This window comes from Streptomyces coelicoflavus (genome assembly GCF_003112555.1).
Taxonomy (GTDB): domain Bacteria; phylum Actinomycetota; class Actinomycetes; order Streptomycetales; family Streptomycetaceae; genus Streptomyces; species Streptomyces coelicoflavus.
The window spans coordinates 404,232-420,364 of the sequence record NZ_BEWB01000005.1; the positions used below are offsets into that span (position 1 = coordinate 404,232).

The window sequence follows — 16,133 nt, forward strand, 5'->3', positions numbered from 1 at the left end:
CGTGCGGGCCGGGCTTCGTCAGGCCCGGCGGTGGGTCCACTGCGGCTCGGTGAGCGCCCAGTCGCGGTCCCACTCCGCCATGCGGCGACGCAGGGACACCGCGCGCACGGCCCGGTGCGCGAGTAGCACCGTGAGCGCCGTCCCGATGGCGGTGAACGAGCCGATGGTGGCGCTGTGCTGCCAGATCTCGGCACCGTCCGACGGCGGCGGCACGCTCTCGCCGTGGGAGTCCAGCCAGACGACGACCGTTTCGCCGTGGCGTGCGTCGGCCGGCACCCGCGCCGTGGTGCTCTTCTCCGTGCCGTCCGGGGCCTTCCAGTGGACGGTCGCGCGGTACGAGTGCTGTCCGCCCAGCTGGTTCGTCGACAGCGACTCGGGGGTGCTGTCCGCCACCGTGGCGCGGACCTGGTGCCGCTCGGCCCGCTGCTCGGCGACGATCGCCCGGGCCTGCCCGTAGCCCCACCAGGCGGTGGCGGCCCCCAGCAGCGGGGCGCCCAGGAACAGCAACAGGGCGACGAACACGGTGGTCCACGCCTCGACGACGTCCGACCGGCGCCGCAGCGGATTGCGCCGCCACCGCCAGCCGCGTACCCGGGTTCGCATGTCGACCTCCCCGCGATCACGGCGACCGGAGGAGCGGAGGGACGGCCGGGGGAGTGCGGGGAGGCCGCCGCTCCTTCGCGTCGCGCCACGTGTGCGAGTGCCCGCACTGGACAGGTACCCAGTCCGGCGGACCTCGCTCACGATCCGGGCGGGATCAGCCGAAGCGTTCGATCCGGATCCGGTCCACCGGCTGCCCGGCCGCCACCAGCAGCCGCGACGCGTGCTCCGCGAAGGCGTTGGATCCGCACACGTACGCCTCCCAGCCCCCGGCGGGCGGCTCGGCCAGGAGCGGCGCCAGGTGCGCGGCGGCCAGCCGGCCCACGGGTGTCCCGGGCGGCGCCGTGCGGGTGAAGACGGGCGTCGTCTCCGCGCCGTACTCACCGGCGTAGATCAGTTCCTCGGGGCCGCGCGCCGACACCAGGAGGCGCAGCGGCACCGTCAGGCCCCGCGCCCGGTGGTGCCGCACCATCGACATCAGCGGGACCACTCCGGAGCCGGCGCCGAGGAGCAGGGCGGGCCGGTCGCCCGGCCAGGCGAAGAAGCCGCTGAGCGGGCCGCGGACCTCGATCTCGTCACCGGGCCGCGCCACCGTGTGGAACCACCCGGACACCTCCCCGTCGGGCACCCGGTCGAGGGTCAGCTCGACGTGCCCGGACGCGTCCGGCGCGGACGCCAGGGAATAGTGGCGCTGGGCCTGGTAGCCGTCCTCGGCGGTGAGCCGCAGCATCAGGTGCTGGCCGGGCAGGTGGCCCGCCCAGCCGGGTACGGCCAGGCGGAAGGTCGACGCGCGGGGCGTCTCGCGGCGGATCTCCGTGAGCGTGGCGGTCTGCCAGTTCCCGGCCACCTCGCCGGTCACCTCGATGCGCCCGGGCACGGCGAACCGCGTCGGGGGAGTGAAGGTCCCCGCCGTGTGCGTGGCTGTCTCAGTCACCGGAGTACCGCTGCTCCTCCCAGGGGTTGCCGCGCGCGTGGTAGCCGTTGTGCTCCCAGAACCCCGGCTCGTCGTGGTCGAGGAGCTCGAGGCCCGCGATCCACTTCACGCTCTTCCAGAAGTACAGGTGCGGGACCACCAGCCGTGCCGGACCGCCGTGCTCGGGGGCGAGCGGCCGCCCGTCGTACTCCCAGACGATCCAGGCCCGTCCGCCGGTGAGGTCCGCGAGCGGCAGGTTCGCGGTGTATCCGGTGTGCGCGTGGGCGACGGCGTGCGTGGCGGACGGCAGCGGACCCGCGGCGTCCAGGAAGGCGTCCAGTGACACGCCCCCGAACCGCACCCCGAACTTCGACCAGCCGGTGACGCAGTGGATGTCGCCGGCATACGCGGAGGCCGGCAGCCGGCGCGCCCCGGCCAGGTCCCAGGTGCGGGGCTGGGCCACCAGGCCGCCCACCCGGAAGGTCCAGTCGGCGGGCGCGAGGTCGGGCGTGACCTCGGCGGACAGCACGGGCCAGTCGTCCCCCGCGTCGTACTGGCCGGGCGGCAGTCCCGGCCGGGCGGTGCGCGGGCGCCCGGTGAAGCCTCGGGTGGTGTTCATGCGGTGGTGCCTTTCGGGCCGTCGGGGCGGGGTGCCGGCGGCCGGCGTGATCAGTGTGTACCCCTCCCACCGTACGTGTCCCGGGGCGCCGCCCGGTCCGGCTCCCCGCCCGGCCACGCGTTGTACCGCTCCAGGTACGCGGCGAAGCGGATCAGGTCCTGCGCGGGCCAGCCGGCGAGCCGCTCGCGGAAGGCGGCCCGACGGCTCTCGGTGACCTGGCCCAGGATGTGCCGCCCCGCCTCCGTCAGATGCAGCACCTGGACCCGTTGGTCGTCCGGGTCGACGCGCCGCTCGATCAGCCCGGCACGCTCCAGCGCGGACACCTGGCGGCTGACGGTCGACTTGTCCAGCGCGTAGTGGGCGGCCAGGTCCGTGGCCCGGAGGCCGTCCCGCTCCTCCAGGTGCCCGAGCAGCGTGTACGACACCAGCGAGAGCTCCGGATGCATGCGCCCCGCCGAGGCCCGCGCCCGGCGGGCGAAGGCCGTCAGCTCACGGTGGATGGTCTCCACGGCCGCGTCCGCAGGGTGTCCGCCAAGGCCGACGGTCGTCTCGTCCGGTGTCTCGGCAGCCGCCACGGGTCCTCCTCGCCTTGCTGGTTGCACAATACAACTCCGCTACGAGGTTGCGTGAACAACTACTTCCGTGGAGGCCGTCGCCGTCTGATCATTGGGGTAGTGTGACCGTCGGCCGCGGACAGCCCCGGCCGCGTGACGACCGGGAGGTGAGACCGATTACCGCTGTGTCGGCCCGGGTGCTCTCACCTCACGGCAGTGCGGTCACCGCGAACGAGTGACCGCGAGAGCGCCCTTCGGTTCCCGAAAGGCTCTCGGCTTCCATGCCTCCCACCTTCCCGGCATCACCCTCGTCCTCGCCTTCCCCCGCTCCTTGCGCATCCCCGTTCTCCGCGTCCCTCCCGTCGCGTGACTCCGTCGTGGCCGCGCTGCGCGGCGCCGGCTGCGTCTTCGCCGAGGACGAGGCCGCGCTCATCCTGGCCGCCGCCCGCACCGCCGCGGAACTGACCGCGATGGTCGACCGCCGTGTCACCGGCCTGCCCCTGGAACTCGTCCTCGGCTGGGCGGAGTTCCGCGGCCTGCGGGTCGCCGTCGCCCCCGGTGTCTTCGTGCCCCGCCGCCGCACCGAGTTCCTGGTGTCCGAGGCCCTGGCCCACGCGCCGGACGCGGACGTCGTCGTCGACCTGTGCTGCGGGTCCGGTGCCGTCGGCGCGGCCCTCGCCGCCGCCCTCGACCGGCCCGAGGTGCACGCCGCCGACGTCGACCCGGCCGCCGTGCGCTGCGCCCGCGGCAACCTCGCCGGCGCGGGCGGCCGGGTGTACGCGGGTGACCTGTTCGACGCGCTGCCCGACACGCTGCGCGGCCGGGTGGACATCCTCGCGGCCAACGTGCCGTACGTCCCCACCGGCGAAGTCGGCCTGCTGCCCGCGGAGGCCCGCGACCACGAACCGCTGGTCGCCCTCGACGGCGGCAGCGACGGCCTCGACGTGCTGCGCAGGGTCGCGGCCGCGGCGCCGGGCTGGCTCGCGCCGGGCGGCTGCCTGCTGGTCGAGACGAGCGAACGCCAGGCGGCCGCCGCCCTCGACGCCTTCACCCGGGCGGGCCTGACGCCCCGCCTCGCGGTCTGCGAGGACCTGTACGCCCATGTGGTGATCGGCGTCCGGGACTGACGGGCCGCGCACCGCTACCGCGCCGGCGGTGTGGCCCGGGCGATCAGCAGGGCCACGTCGTCGGAGTTCTCCGGCTCGTGCAGGGTGCGCAGCAGCAGGTCGCAGACCTCCTCCAGCGGGCGGTCCGGCCCCTCCAGCAGGGCGAGGAGCGCGTCCAGCCGCTCGTCCAGCGGCTGCCGGCGCGTCTCGACCAGGCCGTCGGTGTAGAACACCAGCCGGTCGCCCGGCTCCAGGTCGACGGTGGTGGTGGAGAAGGCGACGCCGCCCACTCCGAGCGGCACCCCGGTGGGCAGGTCGAGCAGCTCGGCCGGCCGGCCGGCCCGCAGGCGGACCGGGGGGAGGTGCCCCGCGTTGGCGATCCGGCACTGCCGCCGGTGCGGGTCGTGCACGGCGTACAGACAGGTGGCGATGGCCTGGTCCAGGCCCGCCGTGGTCCGCTCCAGGTGCCCCAGCAGCAGTGCGGGGTCCAGTTCGAGGGTGGCCAGGGTGTTCGTCGCGGTCCGCAACCGCCCCATGGAGGCCGCCGCGGCGATGCCGCTGCCCATCACGTCGCCCACCACCAGCGCGGTCCTGCCGCCCGCCAGCTCGATCACGTCGAACCAGTCGCCGCCGACCTCGCTGGTGCCCCCGGCCGGCTGGTAGCGGGAGGCGACCTCGAGACCCCCCGTCACCGGTGGATGGCTCGGCAGCAGGCTGCGCTGGAGGGTGAGCGCGGTGTCGCGGGCGTTCTGGTACCAGCGGGCGTTGTCGATCTGGAGCGCCGCCCGCGCCGCCAGCTCCCGGGCGAGCAGCAGGTCGTCCTCGCCGAACGGCAGGGGGTTGGCGATCCGTTTCAGGTCCAGGGCGCCCAGCACCTCGCCCCGCGCGATCAGCGGCACGGCCAGGTACGAGTGCACGCCCGCCCGGCCCAGCAGGTCGGCCGCCTCCGGGGAGCGGGCGATGCGCCCCAGGTCCTCCCGCGCCACCCGCGTCACCATCACCGGACGGCCGGTGCGCACGCACTCGGTGACCAGGCGGTCCGGTCCGTACCGGGCGACCTCGCCGGGCCGGTCGGCCGCCCGCAGCGCGTCCCCGGCGTCCTCGGCCCGCACGGCCAGCGCCCTGATCACCGCGGGTTCGGCCGGACCCAGCGTGCTGCGCCGGCCCGCCACCACCGCGTCCAGCAGGTCCACGGCCGCGATGTCGGCGAGGCCGGGCACGGCCACGTCGGCCAGCTCGTAGGCGGTGCGGTCCAGCCGCAGCGTGGTGCCGATCCGCGCGGAGGCGTCCGCCACGGCGGCCAGCCGGCGCCGCGCGCCCTCCGCCTCGGCCGCCGTCCGGTACTGCTCGGTGACGTCGACGACCGAGACCGCCACGCCCAGCACGGCTCCCAGGGCGTCCTCGAGCCGGTACAGCGAGACCGACCAGGCGTGCTCCTCGTCCGGGTCGGCCGGGGTCCGCCCGGTCGCGGGCCGGTCGACGACCGGGCGGCCGGTCTCCAGCACCTCCCGTGCCGCCGCCTCCAGCGGGCCGGCGTCCACCCGCGGCAGCAGTTCGCGGATCGTCCGGCCGATGTGCTCCTCGGCGGGGATGCCGTTGAGCTGTTCCAGGGCGGGGTTGACCGACACGTACCGCAGCTCGGTGTCCAGGACGGCCAGGCCGATCGGGGACTGCATGATGACCCGCGTGGACAGGGCCACGTCCCGCTCCAGCCGGCGCACCATCGACTGGTCGGCCGCGAGTCCGAGGGCGTAGACGTCGCCGCGGTCGTCCAGCAGCCGCATGTTGCGGAACTCGACCAGGCGGGTGCTGCCGTCCTTGTGCCGGACCGGGAAGGCGCCGGCCCAGCTCCGGCCGGTCTTCATGACCTCCCCGAACAGCTTCACGACCAGGTCGAGATGGCCTTCGTGCACCATGATGCGGGCGGCGTACTGCCCCAGCGCCTCCGGCGCCGAGTACCCGAACAGTTCCTCGGCCTGCGGGCTCCACAGGACGATCCGGCCCTCGGTGTCCAGCACGATCGAGGCCACGTTCAGCAGGTCGAGCAGTCCACTGGGCCGCACGGGCCCGCGCGGCGACGGCTCGCCCCCGAATCCGGCAGACCCCGCTGCACTCATCCCGTGCCCCGCCTTCACCGTCCGACGCGGCACGCCCTTCGTTGCCGCTCCCTTGTTCTACCGCGTTCCACCGCGCACGGGACCGGTCGTCCGTGGCTCCGCCGTCTCCTTCCAGCATCTCCCCGCAGCACGGCCCGCGCCGCACGAAGCGCGGCTCAGGTCGCACGAAGCACGGCCGGCGCGGGCCGCACGAAGCGCGGCCCGCGCCGCACCCAGCGCGTCCGGAGTTGGTCTGTACATGACTGTACGAGCGGTCCAGACTGTGCGCCGAGTGCCCGACCCCGCCCGTGCCGCCCCGGCCACGCCCACCGAGGAGCCCCCATGCCCCTGCGCGCCAGGCAACGTTGTCACACCGTCCTGACCGGACTCGCCGTCCTCGCCCTCTCCCTCGCTCTCGCCGGCCCGGCGACGGCCGACGCCCCCGCCGCCGCCTCCTGGGCCGAGGTGGGCTCCGACCGCGCCGACCCGCTGACCGAGAGCCAGGGCCTGGCCTCGGTCGAGGTCCCGGCCGGCAGCCCCAACCGCTACACCGGCATCGGCACCGTCCCGCTCGCCCTGAGCGTCCGGGGCTGGAACCACGTCGGCGACCCCGACGCCTCCTACGACGGCCACTACGTCGAGCCGTACCAGCGCGACGACGGGAACACGAAGATGTTCCGCGTGCAGGCGCCGGACGGCGGCTGGTCGGAGTACGTGCACACGCTGAGCCCCGGGGAGGCGCTGAACAACTCGTGGTCCGCGATCTCGCCGGACGGCCAGTGGATGCTGGCGGGCGAGTGGGGCACGATGAGCCGGCTCCTGGTCTTCCCGACCCCCGGCGTCAACCCCGCCACCTCGCCCTCGGCCGACCTCCCGCAGGCCGCCACCGTCCACCTGGACCACGCCGTGCGCGACGTCCAGGGCTGCGACTTCCTGGACGCGACCACGCTGCTCTGCTCCTCCGACGATCCGGAGGGCACGCTCTTCGGCCTCACCAAGCCGCTGCTGCGAATCGACCTGTCGGCGGCACCCGGCGGCACCGCCGACGTCACCGGACACGTCACCGCCCTGCGGCAGCTGCCCCTGCGCAGCGCCTGCTCGGGCTCCTTCGAGGCGGAGGGCGTCGACTACGACCGGCGCACCGGCACCCTGCGCGTGATCGTCGTGTCGCCCGGCTTCTGCGTGCTGACCGACAGCAAGACCTACCGGTTCACGCGGGGCTGACCCGGCCCCTTCGCGCCGGGCGGCGGGTGGTGCTTTTCTGGTGGTACCGGCCCATGACCACGAGAGGGAGCGATCACGATGGACGGTGAGCGACTGCATCCGGAGTCCGTCTCGGTGGAGCTGAGCGGATGCAGCAAGGAGGACGCCCGGGTCGTGTTCGACACCCTGTGCGCGTGCTTCTCCTCCGACCGGCACGCCGGCGACGTGACCCGGGAATACCACGAGGTGCGCCCGACCGTCTGGCTCGGCACCTTCGACGTGGCCGACGCCCGGGGAGGCGAGTGCGACCCCGCCCGGCTGGGCTCGTCCGTGGAGGCCGACGTGCAGGGCGGCTACTGGGCGATCGAGAGGTTCCGCACCACCCTGGACTCCCTGTTCACCGTGCACGACCTGAGCACGGCCTCCGGCGACCAGGAACGGGAGCTGCACGTACGGCTCGAAAGCCGCTGAGCCGGGCCGTCCGCGTGCGGTGAGGTGTGCGCCACCCCATTGTGCAACTAGTTGCACAATGGGGTGGCGGTCCTCTACAACAGAGGCACCACACCGCGCACGGAGGGCCCGATGAGCCGTTACCCGCACCTGCTGACCCCGCTCGACCTGGGCTTCACCACGCTGCCCAACCGGGTCCTGATGGGCTCCATGCACGTCGGCCTGGAAGAGGCCGAGCGCGGCTTCGAGCGCATGGCCGCCTTCTACGCCGCCCGGGCCCGCGGCGGAGTGGGCCTGATCGTCACCGGCGGCATAGCCCCCAACGACGAGGGCCGCCCGTACGAGGGCGGGGCCAAGCTCACCACCGAGGCGGAGGCCGGGCAGCACCGGGTCGTCACCGACGCCGTGCACCGCGAGGGTGGCCGCATCGCCCTCCAGATCCTGCACTTCGGCCGCTACGCCTACCACGCCGACCTGGTCGCCCCGAGCCCGCTCCAGGCCCCGATCAGCCCCCACGTGCCGCGCGAGCTGACCGACGCCGACATCGAGCGCACGATCGACGACTACGTGCGCACCGCCCGCCTCGCCCGCGAGGCCGGATACGACGGCGTCGAGATCATGGGCTCCGAGGGCTACCTAATCAACGAGTTCATCGCCGCCCGCACCAACCACCGCACCGACCGCTGGGGCGGCTCCTACGAGAACCGCACCCGCTTCCCCGTCGAGATCGTCCGCCGGGTGCGCGAGGCCGTCGGCGAGGACTTCATCGTCGTCTACCGCCTGTCCATGCTCGACCTGGTGCCCGGCGGCTCCACCCTCGACGAGGTGATCACCCTCGCCAAGGCCGTCGAGTCCGCCGGAGCCACGATCATCAACACCGGCATCGGCTGGCACGAGGCGCGCATCCCCACCATCGCCACCTCCGTGCCGCGCGGCGCGTACACCTGGGTGACCAAGCGGCTGATGGGCGAGGTGTCCGTCCCGCTCGTCACCACCAACCGCATCAACACCCCGGAGGTCGCCGAGCGGCTGCTGGCCGAGGGCACGGCCGACATGGTCTCGATGGCCCGCCCGATGCTCGCCGACCCCGACTTCGTCGCCAAGGCCGCCGCCGGCCGCCCCGAGGCCATCAACACCTGCATCGGCTGCAACCAGGCCTGCCTGGACCACACCTTCAGCGGCCAGATCACCTCCTGCCTGGTCAACCCGCGCGCCTGCCACGAGACCGAGCTGGTCCTGGCCCCGACCCGGCTGCGCAAGCGCGTCGCCGTCGTCGGCGCCGGACCGGCCGGACTGGCCTGCGCGGTGAGCGCCGCCGAACGCGGCCACGAGGTCACCCTGTTCGACGCCGCGAGCGAGATCGGCGGACAGCTGAACGTCGCCCGCAAGGTCCCCGGGAAGCAGGAGTTCGACGAGACGCTGCGCTACTTCCGTACGCGGCTCGCGGACCACGGCGTCGACGTACGCCTGAACACCCGCGTCGGCGTCGACGACCTCACCGGCCACGACGAGGTCGTCGTCGCCACCGGCGTCACCCCCCGCACCCCCGACATCCCCGGCGTCGACCACCCCTCCGTCGTCGGCTACCTCGACGTCCTGCGCGACGCCGCCCCCGTAGGCGAGCGCGTCGCGATCCTCGGCGCGGGCGGCATCGGCTTCGACGTCGCCGAGTACCTCACCGACGGCGGCGACAAGGCCCACGAGGACCCGGAGACGTACTTCCGCCTCTGGGGCGTCGACACCGACTACCGCGCCCCCGGCGGCCTCGCCGCGCCCGAGCGCCCGGCGCCGCCCCGCACCGTCCACCTGCTCCAGCGCAAGACCAGCAAGGTCGGCGCCGGACTCGGCAAGACCACCGGCTGGATCCACCGCACCGAGCTGAAGCACCGCGGCGTCACCATGGTCCCGGGCGTGCGCTACGACCGGATCGACGACGCCGGACTGCACATCACCGTCGGCGACGAGTCCACCGTGCTGGCGGTCGACACCGTCGTCCTGTGCACCGGCCAGGAACCGAGCCGGAGCCTGTACGACGACCTGATCGCCGCGGGCGTCGCCGCGCACCTCATCGGCGGCGCCGACGTGGCCGCCGAACTGGACGCCAAGCGCGCCGTCAAGCAGGGCACCGAGCTGGCGGCGGCGCTGTAGGGGAGGGCGCGGGCGGCGGGCGGGGCAGCGGCGGTCCGTCCCTAGGATGAGGCCATGTCACTCCCGCACGCGATCCTCACCGCCCTGGTCGAAAAGCCGTCGTCGGGGCTGGAGCTGACCCGCAGGTTCGACCGGTCGATCGGCTACTTCTGGTCGGCCACGCACCAGCAGATCTACCGCGAGCTGGGAAAGCTGGAGGCGGAGGGCCTGATCCGGGCGCTGCCCGGCCAGCAGCCGGCCCGCGGCCAGAAGAAGTCCTACGAGGTCCTGCCCGCGGGCCGCGCCGAACTGGCCCGCTGGACCGCCGCCCCGCACGACCCCAAACCGCTGCGGGACACCATGCTGCTGCGGCTGCGCGCCGCCGCGGTGGTCGGCACCGCCGGTGTCGAGGCGGACCTGCGCCGCCATCTGAAGCTGCACGAGCGGCAGTTGGCCGAGTACGAGGAGATCGAGGAGCGGGACTTCCCGCCCGGCCGGGACAGCACCGAGGACCGGCTGCGGCACCTCGTGCTGCGGGCCGGCATCGACCTGGAGACGTTCTGGACCCAGTGGATCCGGCACGCCCTGGCCGAGTTCGCCGAGCTGCCCGGCGATGAGCCGGCCTGACTCCTGGTGGCCGGATGCCCCGTTCAGAACCGGTACGGCTTCGAGCGGCGGCGCAGGAACCAGGCCGCGGCGATGACCCCGGTACCCACCAGCGCGCCGCCCGCCACCAGGGTGGCCGTGCCGTAGTCCTGGACGGCCCCGCCGAGACCGCCCATGACGCCGCCCGGCGACGCGGAAGGGGAGGGAGTGGCGGAGCGGCTGGGCGAGGGCGAAGGGGAGGGCGCCGAGGAGACGATGACCGTCTGGGTGCCCGCGGTGCTGTTGTTCGAGCACATGACGATCACCGTGTAGGTGCCCGGCGAGATTCCCGACCAGGCCGCGGACTGGCCCGAACCGGTGCCGGACAGTGCCACCTGACGCCCCTGGGCGAAGTCCCGCTGGCTGCTGGTGAGCAGCGAGGCGGTGCCCCAACTGCCGTTGAGCTGGGCGCAGGCCGTGGTCGTGACCGACACCGTGGTCCCGGTGGTGCTCACGGAGATACCCGGCCCGGCCGACGCCGGTCCGGCGGACAGGACGACGGGCAGCGCGGCGACGGCTGCCACGGTCGCACCGGAGCGGAGAAGTGGCGATGAGATGCGCATGTGGACTGCCCTCCGGCGGCACGGTCGGCGGGACATCCCTTGCGCCGCCGGGATCGGGAACGCCCGTGCCCCCTCTGGCAGCCAACAGCGCGCCGGCCGCCCCCGCATGCGGAGCGCGACCGCCCAGGTGACGCGTTCACCGCCCCGCCCCGGTGCCGCGCCGGCCGGGGAACGTCACCCCGCGCCGGTGGTCACCTCCCGCTCCGCCGAGAACCCGCCCCAGGTGCCGTCGGCGAGCCTCGCCCGGACCTTCACCCGGTGCGTGACCCCGGCCTCGCGCCCGGCGTAGAAGCTGTACTCGGCACGGTCGCGCGGGACGTCGGCCCCGTAGACCAGCGAGGTCGCCGCACGGCCGTCCAGGTGGATCTGGTACTCGGTCACCGGACCGTCGGTACGCGGCGGGATCCAGGACAGGTCGAGGTAGTACGCCCCGTCGGCCAGGTGGGAGGCGGCGCGCAGACCGGTGGGAGCGGTGGCGCGGCCGTCGTCGGAACCCGGGGTGGTGAGGCGGACGGGCGCGCCGGCGGGGGAGACGTTGTCGGCGGCGTCCCGCGCCCGGACGGTGAACGAGTAGCGGGTGCCCGGCCGCAGCCCCGTGACCACGGCCGCCGTCTGCTCGCCACCGACGCTGTGCACCTTCGCGTCACCCTGATAGACGTCGTACGACACGACGTCGTGGTCGTCCTTCGCGGCCGACCAGGTGAGCTGGACCGCCCGGCTGCCCGCCGCCCTGCCGTGCACGTTCCCCGGGCGCGTCGGCGCGTTCTCGTCGCTCGCCGCGGCGGGAGTGGTCGCCCGCACCTCCCGGCTGCGCGGTCCGAGCCGCCCGTCGGCGTCCCGGGCCCGCACGGTGAAGGCGTACGCCGTCGACGGGTGCAGCCGGGTGACGTCCAGCATCCGCTCGGGCGCCGGCACCTCCTTCACCAGCGTGCCGCCGCGATACACCTCGTAGGTCTCGGCGCCGTCGACCGCGTGCCACATCACGTGCACGGTCGTCGCGCTGCCGGCCGCCGCGGTGACGTCCGTGGGTGCCCCGGGCAGTGCGCCGCCCCCGCCGTCCTCGCCCGCGCCCCAGCCGCAGGAGGCGAGCAGGACGAGCGTCCCGCAGAGCAGGGCGCACCGGCGCGCGAGAGCGGCAACGGGAACGTCACGCACGGCTCTGCCTCCCCACCGGCCCATAATGGTCCGGACCAATATGACGTCTGTGACGCGGTCACATCAAGAGGGCCGTGAGTCGAGGTCACTCGGACGGGTTACGTATGCTGGGTCGTCTCACGGCCGAACTCCACTTGGTGAAAGGGGGGTTCGGGTCGAAGGCGCGTGGACCGCTGTCGTCGCTGACCCCGCGCCGGCGCGGGCGGCCGGACGGGCCGGAGCCGGAACAGGCACGGCCCGCCCGCCCCCGGTCGTCCCCCGCGACGCACGGAACGGACAGCGGATGTGCACCGTCTGGCCCTGCGAAAGGTGGTCGCGTGCGCGTTTCGGGGACAGATGGGGCCGAGTGTTCGTCCCTGCCCCCGAGGAGAGGCCACATCGTGCGTGTCCAGTCGCTGACACTGGTCGCGGCCAGCGCCGTCCTGCTCGCCCCCACGACGTTCCCCGACGCTCCGCCCGCGCCGCCACTGCCCGACCCGGCACGGATCCTGCTGCCCGGCGCCCCCGACCGGGTCGAGCCGCCGCGCGCCGACCGGTCCGGGGTCCGGGTCGGACCCGTCCCCCGACTCCCGGCCGTACCGCCCGCATCCCCCTCCGGGGTCGGACCGGACTCCGGGGCCGGTGCCCGTCAGAAGCGGAGCGGCCATGAGGGACCGGTCCGCGCCGCCGACCTGCTGGCGAGGGTGCGGGACTGCGACCCCGTCTCGCGCGGGCGCTACCGCAGTGACGCCGGAGCACCGGCGGACATCCCGGTCTGCGGCTCACGGGACGCCGTGTACTGGAAGGGCGACCTCGACATCGACTGCGACGGCCGGCCCGGCGACCGGTGCAACGGCCGCACCGACCCGCACTTCAGCCCCGCCACCGCGTACACGGAGTCGGACGGACGGCCGCTGGACGCGGAGCGCCTGCCCTACGTCGTCGTGCCCGGACCCAGCGGCACCTGGGACCCCCGCGAGGACGACGTCCGCGGCGGATCGCTCGCCGCCCTCGTCCACGGGGACCGGGTGCGGTACGCCGTCGTCGGCGACGTCGGCCCCAGCGACCTCATCGGCGAGGCCTCCTACGCGGCCGCCCGCTCGCTCGGCATCCCGGCGGACCCGGCGGGCGGCGGCGTGGCCTCCGACGTGACGTACATCGTCTTCAAGGGCAGCGAGGCCGAACCCATCGAGGACACGGCCGCGGCCGAGAAGGCGGGGGAGCGGCTGGCGCGGAAGTTCGTGGACGGGGGCTGAGCAGGCCGGGACCGGAGCTGGAGGGGGCCTGAACCGGACGGGTGCTGCTGAGCCGCCCGGGGCGGCCGGGACCCGGCGGGACCCGGCCGCCCCTGACTCCCCTCCGGGGACGGGACCGGCCGCTCAGGCCTTCCGGTAGGAGTACGCCTCCGCGGCCGCCGCCTCCACGGCGTCGAGGTCGGCGCCCGTCGAGGCCGTGACGACCGCCGCCACCGCGCCCTCGACGAACGGCGCGTCCACGAGACGGGTGTGGTCCGGCAGTTCGTCGCCCTCGGCGAGCAGCGCCTTGACGGTGAGGACCGCACTGCCGAGGTCGGTGAGCACGGCGACCCCCGCGCCCCGGTCCACGGACGCGGCGGCGGCCGCGACCAGTTCCGAACTGGTGCCGAACTCGCCGGAGGCGGTACCGCCCGCCGGGGCGACGGCCACCGTCCCGGCGCCGCCCGACAGCTCCTTCGCCAGCTCCGCCACCGAGGCGGCCACCTCGGCACTGTGGGAGACCAGCACGATGCCCACCAGCTGCCGCCCGTCACTCACCGGCCGCCTCCTTCAGTGCCTCGAAGAGCAGCGCGGCGGAGGTCGCCCCCGGGTCCTGGTGACCGATGCTGCGCTCGCCCAGGTAGCTGGCCCTGCCCTTGCGGGCCTGCAACGGCGTGGTCGCCTCGGCCCCCTCCGCGGCCGCCGTGCGGGCCGCGCCGAACGAGTCGCCCAGGGCCTCCACGGCGGGCACCAGCGCGTCGACCATGGTCTTGTCGCCCGGCGCGGCACCGCCCAGCGTCCGGACGGCGTCCACCCCCGTCCGCAGTGCCTCGGCCAGCTGGCCCGCGCTCACCTCGGCCGAGTCCCCGAGCGCCTTGCCGGTACGCCGCAGCAGCGTCCCGTAGAGGGGCCCCGAGGCCCCGCCGACCTTGGAGATGAGCTGCCGCCCGGCGAGAATCAGGACGGCGCCGGGCGTGGCGGGCGCCTCCTCCTCGAGCGCGGCGGCCACGGCCGTGAACCCGCGCTTGAGATTGCTGCCGTGGTCGGCGTCGCCGATGGGTGAGTCGAGAGCGGTGAGCCGTTCCGCCTCACGGTCGACCAGCGCGGTGGTCGCCGTCATCCAGCGGCGGAAGAAGTCGGCGTCGAGCACAGGATCTCCTTGCCTGGTAGGTACGTCGCGATGCTTCCACCGCCCACCGTCACATGCCCCACCGCAGACCCGGGGTGCTGACCGGCGCGTCCCACAGTCCGAGCAGCTCCTCGTCGATCTCGCACAGGGTGACCGAGGCGCCGGCCATGTCGAGGGAGGTGACGTAGTTGCCGACGAGGGTGCGGGCGACGGCGACGCCCCGCTCGCCGAGGACCCGCTGCACCTCGGCGTTGAAGCCGTACAGCTCGAGCAGCGGCGTCGCGCCCATGCCGTTGACCAGGACGAGGACGGGGTTGCGCGGGCCGAGGTCGGTCAGCACCGCGTCCACGGCGGCCTCGGCGATCTCGCCGGAGGTCATCATGGGCCGCCGTTCCCGGCCGGGCTCCCCGTGGATGCCGATGCCCAGCTCCAGTTCCCCGGAGGGCAGGTCGAAGGTGGGGCTGCCCTTGGCCGGCGTCGTGACGGCGCTGAGCGCCACACCGAAGCTGCGGGAGCTGTCGTTGACCCGGCGGGCGATCGCCTCGACCTGCTCCAGCGGCCGTCCCTCCCGCGCCGCCGCGCCGGCGATCTTCTCCACGAACAGGGTCGCCCCCGTGCCGCGCCGGCCGGCCGTGTAGAGGCTGTCCGTCACCGCCACGTCATCGTTGACCAGCACCTTCGCGACCTGGATGCCCTCGTCCTCGGCCAGTTCGGCGGCCATGTCGAAGTTGAGCACGTCACCGGTGTAGTTCTTGACGACGAAGAGCACTCCGGCCCCGCTGTCCACGGCCGCCGCGGCCCGCACCATCTGGTCCGGCACCGGCGAGGTGAACACCTCACCCGGGCAGGCGGCCGACAGCATCCCGGGCCCCACGAACCCGCCGTGCAGCGGCTCGTGCCCGGAACCACCCCCCGACACCAGCGCGACCTGCCCGGCCACGGGGGCGTCCCGCCGCACGACCACCCTGTTCTCGACATCCACGGTCAGCTCGGGATGGGCGGCCGCCATACCGCGCAGCGCGTCCGCTACGACGGTCTCGGGGACGTTGATCAGCATCCTCAAGGGTATCTCCTAGCTGGGTTGGCAGATGGGCCCGTGACCGGTGTCTTGCTGGTCACCGGCAGATGGCTGCGCCAAGTCGAGTACGAACCGACAGGAGTCCTGCAAAGGCAGTATCGACCTTGTGACCGCGAAGGTCACGCGAGGCGACGACCGTAGGGGCCAGGGAATACCGATCTGGCAGATACGACCCGAGCAAAGGAAACAGAAAGAGGGCGAGCGCGACGCCGAGTACGAACCGCCCTCCTGCGCCGCGCAGGATTCGACCCCGTCCCCGCAGACCTCGGACCGAGGGGATGGCGTCGAGCAGCGGCAGGAGCTGAGTGACGTCGTGGCGGTTGCTGCCAGTAGGAGGCCATCTCATGTGGTGTCGAGGGCGCCCGAAACGAGCAGGGCAAGTTGCTGCAAGCGCTGGTAGTACTGATGGCCTGATGGGTCGCTGATCTGCGGAACCACTCGGCCCAAGTTTTCGACACAGGTCTGGAGGATGCGCCTGCGTTGGGGATCGAGGGTGCCGTCGTTGGTGATCCACGCGGAGGCGCATCCTGCGGTGTCCGCATCGAGCAGCACCATGTCAATGTCTTCGACCTCGACGCCTCGTAGGTCGGCGGGGAACTCGGCATCGCGGTGTTTTTGCCAGAGAAGAGCTGCGCTCCGGATCTGCTCGGATCTGATCTTCTGGCCATGCTCCTGCATGCG

Annotated in this window: 17 protein-coding genes and 1 pseudogene; 6 read left to right on the forward strand and 12 right to left on the reverse strand. The window is 73.9% G+C overall.

The genetic code is table 11. The features are described from left to right. Positions 1-18: 18 nt before the first annotated feature. The 4 genes from Sco07f_RS13675 to Sco07f_RS13690 form a co-directional block, all read right to left on the reverse strand. The gene (locus tag Sco07f_RS13675; RefSeq protein ID WP_108987984.1) at positions 19-603 is read right to left on the reverse strand and encodes an Rv1733c family protein; all 585 of its coding nucleotides are present in this window, start codon (positions 601-603) and stop codon (positions 19-21) included. Positions 604-757: 154 nt separating this feature from the next. Then, a complete protein-coding gene (locus Sco07f_RS13680) occupies positions 758-1,534 on the reverse strand; it encodes a ferredoxin reductase (RefSeq protein ID WP_174855350.1) in 777 nt (258 codons plus the stop codon). After that, on the reverse strand, positions 1,527-2,132 hold the full coding sequence (locus Sco07f_RS13685) for a sulfite oxidase-like oxidoreductase (protein ID WP_108988106.1): 606 nt from the start codon (positions 2,130-2,132) through the stop codon (positions 1,527-1,529). The genes Sco07f_RS13680 and Sco07f_RS13685 overlap by 8 nt, the downstream gene beginning before the upstream one ends. Before the next feature lie 50 nt (positions 2,133-2,182). Beyond that, positions 2,183-2,707 carry a MarR family winged helix-turn-helix transcriptional regulator gene (locus Sco07f_RS13690; protein WP_087792232.1) on the reverse strand — a complete coding sequence of 175 codons (525 nt, stop codon included), beginning with the start codon at positions 2,705-2,707 and terminating at the stop codon, positions 2,183-2,185. Between the two features lie 260 nt (positions 2,708-2,967). Here Sco07f_RS13690 and Sco07f_RS13695 point away from each other — a divergent pair, with 260 nt between their 5' ends. Then, complete coding sequence (locus tag Sco07f_RS13695) at positions 2,968-3,813, forward strand: putative protein N(5)-glutamine methyltransferase (protein ID WP_087792233.1); 846 nt, start codon at positions 2,968-2,970, stop codon at positions 3,811-3,813. Positions 3,814-3,827: 14 nt separating this feature from the next. Here Sco07f_RS13695 and Sco07f_RS13700 read toward each other — a convergent pair whose 3' ends face one another. After that, the gene (locus tag Sco07f_RS13700) at positions 3,828-5,909 is read right to left on the reverse strand and encodes a SpoIIE family protein phosphatase (protein ID WP_108988108.1); all 2,082 of its coding nucleotides are present in this window, start codon (positions 5,907-5,909) and stop codon (positions 3,828-3,830) included. Between the two features lie 321 nt (positions 5,910-6,230). Between Sco07f_RS13700 and Sco07f_RS13705 the strand changes: the two genes are divergently transcribed. From Sco07f_RS13705 to Sco07f_RS13720, 4 genes are all read left to right on the forward strand, one after another. After that, positions 6,231-7,112 (forward strand): hypothetical protein, encoded by an 882-nt coding sequence (locus tag Sco07f_RS13705; protein ID WP_108987985.1) that lies wholly within the window; start codon positions 6,231-6,233, stop codon positions 7,110-7,112. Positions 7,113-7,190: 78 nt separating this feature from the next. Next, positions 7,191-7,562: a hypothetical protein gene (locus Sco07f_RS13710; protein ID WP_108987986.1), complete on the forward strand. Its 372-nt coding sequence runs from the start codon at positions 7,191-7,193 to the stop codon at positions 7,560-7,562. 111 nt (positions 7,563-7,673) lie between these two features. Next, a complete protein-coding gene (locus Sco07f_RS13715; protein WP_108987987.1) occupies positions 7,674-9,689 on the forward strand; it encodes an NADPH-dependent 2,4-dienoyl-CoA reductase in 2,016 nt (671 codons plus the stop codon). A 54-nt stretch (positions 9,690-9,743) separates the two neighbouring features. Next, positions 9,744-10,295 (forward strand): PadR family transcriptional regulator, encoded by a 552-nt coding sequence (locus Sco07f_RS13720; protein WP_087792237.1) that lies wholly within the window; start codon positions 9,744-9,746, stop codon positions 10,293-10,295. Between the two features lie 23 nt (positions 10,296-10,318). On the opposite strand, the gene Sco07f_RS13725 is transcribed toward Sco07f_RS13720, so the two are convergent. Beyond that, positions 10,319-10,876, reverse strand: a complete 558-nt coding sequence (locus Sco07f_RS13725) for a hypothetical protein (protein WP_164140489.1) — start codon at positions 10,874-10,876, stop codon at positions 10,319-10,321. A 174-nt stretch (positions 10,877-11,050) separates the two neighbouring features. Beyond that, a complete protein-coding gene (locus tag Sco07f_RS13730; protein WP_108987988.1) occupies positions 11,051-12,031 on the reverse strand; it encodes a fibronectin type III domain-containing protein in 981 nt (326 codons plus the stop codon). 380 nt (positions 12,032-12,411) lie between these two features. On the opposite strand from Sco07f_RS13730, the gene Sco07f_RS13735 reads away from it, so the two are divergent. Continuing rightward, positions 12,412-13,266: a glycoside hydrolase family 75 protein gene (locus tag Sco07f_RS13735; protein WP_167468086.1), complete on the forward strand. Its 855-nt coding sequence runs from the start codon at positions 12,412-12,414 to the stop codon at positions 13,264-13,266. A gap of 123 nt (positions 13,267-13,389) precedes the next feature. Here the strand turns inward: Sco07f_RS13735 and Sco07f_RS13740 are convergent, their stop codons facing one another. The 5 genes and pseudogenes from Sco07f_RS13740 to Sco07f_RS13760 all read right to left on the reverse strand — a co-directional run bounded on the left by Sco07f_RS13740 (position 13,390) and on the right by Sco07f_RS13760 (position 16,130). Further along, the gene (locus tag Sco07f_RS13740; RefSeq protein WP_167468087.1) at positions 13,390-13,803 is read right to left on the reverse strand and encodes a PTS-dependent dihydroxyacetone kinase phosphotransferase subunit DhaM; all 414 of its coding nucleotides are present in this window, start codon (positions 13,801-13,803) and stop codon (positions 13,390-13,392) included. Then, positions 13,796-14,395: a dihydroxyacetone kinase subunit DhaL gene (dhaL, locus tag Sco07f_RS13745; RefSeq protein WP_087792241.1), complete on the reverse strand. Its 600-nt coding sequence runs from the start codon at positions 14,393-14,395 to the stop codon at positions 13,796-13,798. The genes Sco07f_RS13740 and dhaL overlap by 8 nt, the downstream gene beginning before the upstream one ends. Positions 14,396-14,444: 49 nt before the next feature. After that, positions 14,445-15,437, reverse strand: coding sequence for a dihydroxyacetone kinase subunit DhaK (dhaK, locus tag Sco07f_RS13750; protein ID WP_087792242.1), 993 nt, complete (start codon positions 15,435-15,437; stop codon positions 14,445-14,447). Between the two features lie 268 nt (positions 15,438-15,705). Then, positions 15,706-15,783, reverse strand: a pseudogene (locus Sco07f_RS13755) (IS5/IS1182 family transposase); the annotation flags it as partial. 11 nt (positions 15,784-15,794) lie between these two features. Continuing rightward, positions 15,795-16,130: a hypothetical protein gene (locus Sco07f_RS13760; protein ID WP_108987989.1), complete on the reverse strand. Its 336-nt coding sequence runs from the start codon at positions 16,128-16,130 to the stop codon at positions 15,795-15,797. Positions 16,131-16,133: the final 3 nt, after the last annotated feature.

Excerpts from the sequence above, each read along its gene's own strand:
- Sco07f_RS13675 (WP_108987984.1), bottom strand. The coding sequence starts at position 603 with ATGCGAACCCGGGTACGCGGCTGGCGGTGGCGGCGCAATCCGCTGCGG.
- Sco07f_RS13685 (WP_108988106.1), bottom strand. The coding sequence starts at position 2,132 with ATGAACACCACCCGAGGCTTCACCGGGCGCCCGCGCACCGCCCGGCCG.
- Sco07f_RS13695 (WP_087792233.1), top strand. The coding sequence starts at position 2,968 with ATGCCTCCCACCTTCCCGGCATCACCCTCGTCCTCGCCTTCCCCCGCT.
- Sco07f_RS13700 (WP_108988108.1), bottom strand. The coding sequence starts at position 5,909 with ATGAGTGCAGCGGGGTCTGCCGGATTCGGGGGCGAGCCGTCGCCGCGC.
- Sco07f_RS13705 (WP_108987985.1), top strand. The coding sequence starts at position 6,231 with ATGCCCCTGCGCGCCAGGCAACGTTGTCACACCGTCCTGACCGGACTC.
- Sco07f_RS13710 (WP_108987986.1), top strand. The coding sequence starts at position 7,191 with ATGGACGGTGAGCGACTGCATCCGGAGTCCGTCTCGGTGGAGCTGAGC.
- Sco07f_RS13715 (WP_108987987.1), top strand. The coding sequence starts at position 7,674 with ATGAGCCGTTACCCGCACCTGCTGACCCCGCTCGACCTGGGCTTCACC.
- Sco07f_RS13720 (WP_087792237.1), top strand. The coding sequence starts at position 9,744 with ATGTCACTCCCGCACGCGATCCTCACCGCCCTGGTCGAAAAGCCGTCG.
- Sco07f_RS13725 (WP_164140489.1), bottom strand. The coding sequence starts at position 10,876 with ATGCGCATCTCATCGCCACTTCTCCGCTCCGGTGCGACCGTGGCAGCC.
- Sco07f_RS13760 (WP_108987989.1), bottom strand. The coding sequence starts at position 16,130 with ATGCAGGAGCATGGCCAGAAGATCAGATCCGAGCAGATCCGGAGCGCA.